This is a genomic window from Streptomyces sp. NPDC056948, from assembly GCF_042674225.1.
GTDB lineage: Bacteria > Actinomycetota > Actinomycetes > Streptomycetales > Streptomycetaceae > Streptomyces > Streptomyces purpurascens.
This window is the reverse complement of record NZ_JBHUQX010000586.1, coordinates 1-4,460: the sequence shown is the minus strand read 5'-3', so window position 1 is coordinate 4,460 and position 4,460 is coordinate 1. Positions and strand designations below refer to the sequence as shown.

Annotated in this window: 8 protein-coding genes; 3 read left to right on the top strand and 5 right to left on the bottom strand. The window is 69.7% G+C overall.

Translation table 11 applies throughout. The annotated features are described in order from the left end of the window. Window positions 1-130 (bottom strand): sigma factor (locus ACFTZL_RS41615; RefSeq protein ID WP_382594820.1); only part of this gene is annotated, 130 nt, incomplete at its 3' end. Next, a complete protein-coding gene (locus ACFTZL_RS41610) occupies window positions 127-519 on the bottom strand; it encodes a VOC family protein (protein WP_382594811.1) in 393 nt (130 codons plus the stop codon). The genes ACFTZL_RS41610 and ACFTZL_RS41615, both read right to left, overlap by 4 nt. 136 nt (window positions 520-655) lie before the next feature. Here ACFTZL_RS41610 and ACFTZL_RS41605 point away from each other — a divergent pair, with 136 nt between their 5' ends. Then, window positions 656-967 carry a hypothetical protein gene (locus ACFTZL_RS41605; protein WP_382594809.1) on the top strand — a complete coding sequence of 104 codons (312 nt, stop codon included), beginning with the start codon at window positions 656-658 and terminating at the stop codon, window positions 965-967. A 277-nt stretch (window positions 968-1,244) separates the two neighbouring features. Here the strand turns inward: ACFTZL_RS41605 and ACFTZL_RS41600 are convergent, their stop codons facing one another. After that, entirely contained in the window at window positions 1,245-1,868 is a 624-nt protein-coding gene (locus ACFTZL_RS41600) for a dihydrofolate reductase family protein (RefSeq protein ID WP_382594806.1), read from the bottom strand. Window positions 1,869-1,937: 69 nt separating this feature from the next. On the opposite strand from ACFTZL_RS41600, the gene ACFTZL_RS41595 reads away from it, so the two are divergent. Beyond that, window positions 1,938-2,516: a TetR/AcrR family transcriptional regulator gene (locus ACFTZL_RS41595; RefSeq protein ID WP_382594817.1), complete on the top strand. Its 579-nt coding sequence runs from the start codon at window positions 1,938-1,940 to the stop codon at window positions 2,514-2,516. 70 nt (window positions 2,517-2,586) lie between these two features. Here ACFTZL_RS41595 and ACFTZL_RS41590 read toward each other — a convergent pair whose 3' ends face one another. Further along, window positions 2,587-2,814: a hypothetical protein gene (locus ACFTZL_RS41590; RefSeq protein WP_382594803.1), complete on the bottom strand. Its 228-nt coding sequence runs from the start codon at window positions 2,812-2,814 to the stop codon at window positions 2,587-2,589. Window positions 2,815-3,357: 543 nt separating this feature from the next. Between ACFTZL_RS41590 and ACFTZL_RS41585 the strand changes: the two genes are divergently transcribed. Continuing rightward, window positions 3,358-3,504, top strand: coding sequence for a hypothetical protein (locus tag ACFTZL_RS41585; protein WP_382594800.1), 147 nt, complete (start codon window positions 3,358-3,360; stop codon window positions 3,502-3,504). Window positions 3,505-4,405: 901 nt separating this feature from the next. On the opposite strand, the gene ACFTZL_RS41580 is transcribed toward ACFTZL_RS41585, so the two are convergent. After that, window positions 4,406-4,460, bottom strand: a 55-nt coding sequence (locus tag ACFTZL_RS41580; protein WP_382594814.1) for an SCO3870 family protein, incomplete at its 5' end; no start/stop codon positions are given.

The window sequence follows — 4,460 nt, the reverse complement described above, 5'->3', positions numbered from 1 at the left end:
GCATCCAGGTTTCCTGGACCACGTCCTCGGCGTCGGCGTGCGAGCCCAGCACGCGGTACGCGACTGCGCGCAGCCGATCGCGCTGGGCTTCGAACGCCTCGGTCACGGGGCCGGACGGGTGGGCGGTCACGGCTTTCGCGGCTGACGGAGCGAGACCCGGTTGCCGTCCGGGTCCACCGCCTCGATGCGGAGCCCGAACGGATAGTCCTGGGGTTCGGACTCTTCGAAGGTGACGCCGCGCCGGCGCAGGATCTCGAAATCCTTTCGCAGATCGTCGGATTCGAGGATCAGCGGACCGGGCGCGGCATGGCGGCCCGCGTCGGCCGGCTGTCCCGCGGCCGCCGCCTGCGGCCACAGGATGATCTGCACCGGGCTGTCGGGAACGCCGACGGTGAGGAAACGTCCGTCGGGCCCCGGGAAGTCGAGGCGCTTTTCCAGGCCGAGCCCCTGGGTGTAGAACCCCAGCGCGCGGTCCTGATCGGTGACGTAGATCGTCACGTACATGATGTTGGTCAGCATCCGGTTCTCGATTCACTCGTGGGTGCGACGACCGTTCGTATGCGGCCGTCGCACCTATGACGAGTGCCGACGGGAGAAGGTAACAGGACCGGTCCGCCGGAGCTGTTAGCCGGCGAACGGGGTGGAGGCATCGTGCGTGACGTGGACGCTGCCAGAGCCGATGCTGAGCACGCCCGTGCCCGAGCCGAACCTGCAGCCCGGCTGGGTTGCGGAGTTGGGTCTTGGGCCGTGGGGCCTGACCGACGCGGGAGCGGTGGTGCTGCGCTCGATGCGCGGCACCGAGCAGGACACGCTGACCGTCGGTGCCGCTGAGTGCCCCGGCACCGAGGTCACCGTCAACCCCGCCCCCCGATCCTGCCGGCTGGGGTTCCCGTGTCGAAAAAGCGCGGGACCGCCAGCGAGCGCCAGGACCGCCTACCGGCGCAGCGGTCCCTGGCCCGTCCCCTGAGCGTTGTCCTTAGAGGGACTGGTGTCGGTGCCGGACTGTGCTCACCGGAGGGGCGACACTGGCAAGGCGTGGACGGTCCAGGGCATCGACCTGACCTTGCCGGTGCTGCGGACCAAGCAAGCCGATGCCATCCGCTCACGACGAGGAACCACTGTTGACCTTGAGTCTTCGCGCCCTCGCGGCTGAGAGGCTGTCCTGATGTAGTGGCGCGGTCTGGCCACTCGATACGGCAAGACCGCCACGATGCCCCTGGCCGCACTCCACCTCGCGGCCATCGTCATCTGGTCAGCGAGGTGGCTGCCACGAACCAGCGGCGGGTGAGGCGGGTGAGAGTGACCCCGTTGGGGAAGGCGGTGCGCTCGGCGACGTCGAAGACGGTGGGATCGAAGGCACCGTCGAATACCGAGATTCCGGTACCGGCAACCACCGGATAGGTCTTGATCAGCAGTTCGTCAATCTCGGGCAACAGGGTGCCCGCGAGCCGGCCGCCCCCGCAGAGCCAGATGTCCAGGCCGGCGCCCACCTCGCCCTTGAGCTCGCGGACGAGGGAAAGCGGGTCGCTCGGCACGACGGTGACGGCCGGGTCGGTGTCCGGCTTGAGGGTGCTGGACACCACGTACTGGCGCAGGTGCGCGTACGGGCTGGTGATCCCGTTGTCGAGGGCAGGACGGTAGGTACCGAGGCCCATGACGACGGTGTCGAAACGCCGGTTGGGCGCGTCGGCGACACCGACGGCCGCGCGGTAAGCGGTCGGGATGGTCTCCGGGTACAGCGCGTTCATCCAGGTCGAGTAGGCGGCGGTCTGCTGCTCATCGCCCTGGGGGAAGAAGTCGAACTCGCCACCCGGGCCGGCGATACGGCCGTCGAGCGAGACACCGATGTAGTACACGAGCTTTCGCACAGCGATCCCCCACACGTAGTACTCTAATTGAAGTGGTTTGAACGTAGTACTACATTCGGAGTGGTGTCAATGGTGAGACGGAACGACCAGCGGCGCGCGGCCCTCGTTGACGCGGCGATCGAGGTGCTGGCCCGAGAAGGCGCACGCGGCCTGACCTTCCGGGCCGTGGATGCCGAGGCAGCCGTTCCCGCCGGCACGGCGTCCAACTACTTCGCCAGCCGCGACGACCTGTTCACTCAGGCCGGCGCCCGCGTGTACGAGCGACTCCAGCCCGACGAGGCCACCATCGCCCGCCAGCAGGCGGCCGGCCGCGACCGGGAGACCTACGCCGCACTGATGCGCGAGCTCGTCGGCCGCATCGCCTCCTTCCGCACCGGCTACCTCGCGCTGCTGGAACTCCGCCTCGAAGCCACCCGCCGCCCCGAACTGCGCAAGGTCCTCACCGAGCGGGTGCGGGCCGACGTCGACGCCAACGTCGCCCACCACGAGGCTTCCGGCCTCCCTGGCGACGCCATGGCCGTCAAGCTGCTCATGCTGACCCTGAACTGGCTGATCGTTGAGCAGCTCACCCTGCCGGACGTCTTCACCGAGGCAGAGCGCGAACAACTGGTGACGGCCGCAGTGGAGCGCATCGTGGCGCCGGAGTAGGCGGCTGGGGTCCAAACGTGGCCCCGCCCACCGTCTTCGCGACAGGCCACGCAGCGGCCCGGCGCGTGCCTCATGGAGTCGGGCAGCTGCGGCGCAGCTCGGCAGCCCAACCCCGGAGCGGGGCTTCGAGGGTGAGGTCGTCGCCGGGGTCCACGGTCTGGAGCAGCTGGGCGCACACGGTCGCTTCGGCGGCCAGGCCGGCGGGCCTGCCCAGGACGGGGAAAGCGTCCCGAACCCGTGCGGCGATGCCCGGCTGGAGCAGGGCGCAGGCGTAGAGCATGGCGGCGTCGAACCTCACCGGAGCGAGGCCCGGCCTTCCCGTCCAGGATCTGCAGGGGTGCTGTCAGGCTCACCCAGCGCAGGTCGCCGTGTGCGGTGGCCCAGCAGGGCGCCGTCGGGGCCCGGAATGCCGACGAACGCGGGGATCGCCCGGTCCCTGTACTGCTGACGTACGGCGACGCGGGCAGTGCCGGCCACCGACACCCTCTCCAGCACCCCGGCGAGCTCCTGCCACCTGGAGGCCGGCGGCGGAAGGTCGTGCCGGAGGACCGGGTCGTCGGACAGGACCGGCGCGTCGACGCGGGCCCGGGGGGTGGTGGCGGCGGGCCGGGCTCCCGGACGCGGAGCAGCTGCTGGACCGACCGGAGTGAGTGGCGTGGCAGGGCGGGCGTGCGCACCCGTACGCGGCTGCGTAGAGGGGTGGTGAGGCGATGGCCGTTGTGCGCCGGTGCACCCCCAGGGGGAACGACCCATTCCGGGATATTGACGCTACGTAGCGATCTACCGCTCTTTGCAGTTCGCGCCGGACCGGCGCGACGAGCCGAGCAGGGACTGATCACCCGTGAGCAACGCGGTCATCGAGGGCGTCTGGACCTCGACCACGGTCGATGACCCGAGGTACAACCCGACCGGTCTGGGCACCGACCATGTGGAATGGGGCGCCGGCACGAAGAGCGGCTACCGAACTCCGGCGGTTCCGTGCCGGTGAAGCTGGACGGCACCGAGTTCACCCTCGGCACGTTCACGCACGACAACAAGCCTCTCGACGGAGGCCTCACCGGCCGGGAGTTCGACGTTCGCCTCAAGGCGGCCATCACCTTCCAGGACCAGGCCGAGCACTACTTCAGCGTCCGCTTCCGCTCCACCACACAACGAGACCCACCCCCGAAACCGGCGGCTACCCCCTCAACAGCCCCGAACCGATCTGGCGCAACGCGGACGAAGACAAGGAAACGGCCCAGGCCCACCCCACTGACACAACGGACCACAGCCATCCGCCCCGCTGAAGCCGCCGTACCCGATCGTGACAGCCGTACCTCACAGAGACGGGCCGTGACAGTTCCTGAACCCAGTCCCGGAGTGAGGGCTTCGAGAGTCAGGACGGGCCCGGTACACGGTGCCCTCACCGACGGTGTCGTGCACGCCAGTTGCACCGATGTCGCTGCCGAGCTGCGCTCGACGGACCGGCGACGCCGGCAGCGCGTGACGGCCCAGGGCCTGGTCCCCCGTACATACCGGGCCGTCTCCTCCGGTTGACCGGCCGGCGACCAGCGCCCCCGGGCCTCGCAGGGACCCGGGCCGTGGGTCGGCCTGTGTCACTGACTCCCCGAAGGCGGATTCGACCGGCCGCCATTCAGTGACGTCCTGGTCGGACTTCTGCGGTTGGAGCGCCGGCTGACCGCCTCCGGGTGCCGTTCGTCGTCCAGGTAGTTGGCGTAGGCGACCCGGTTGGCCTTCGTCCAGGCCCCTGGCCCCGCTGTCCCATGCTTCGGCGACGGGTGATCCTGTTGATCACCTGTCGGCGATCGCGCCACCGGCCGCACCGGGGTTACGCAATGGCAGCACTCGCCGTCCGTCAGATCCCCCGTTGGCGCTTGCCAGCGAGGAACTCAGTTCGCGTGCGGTCGGCCGTCGCGGACCCATGTCACCACAACCAGAGCAGCG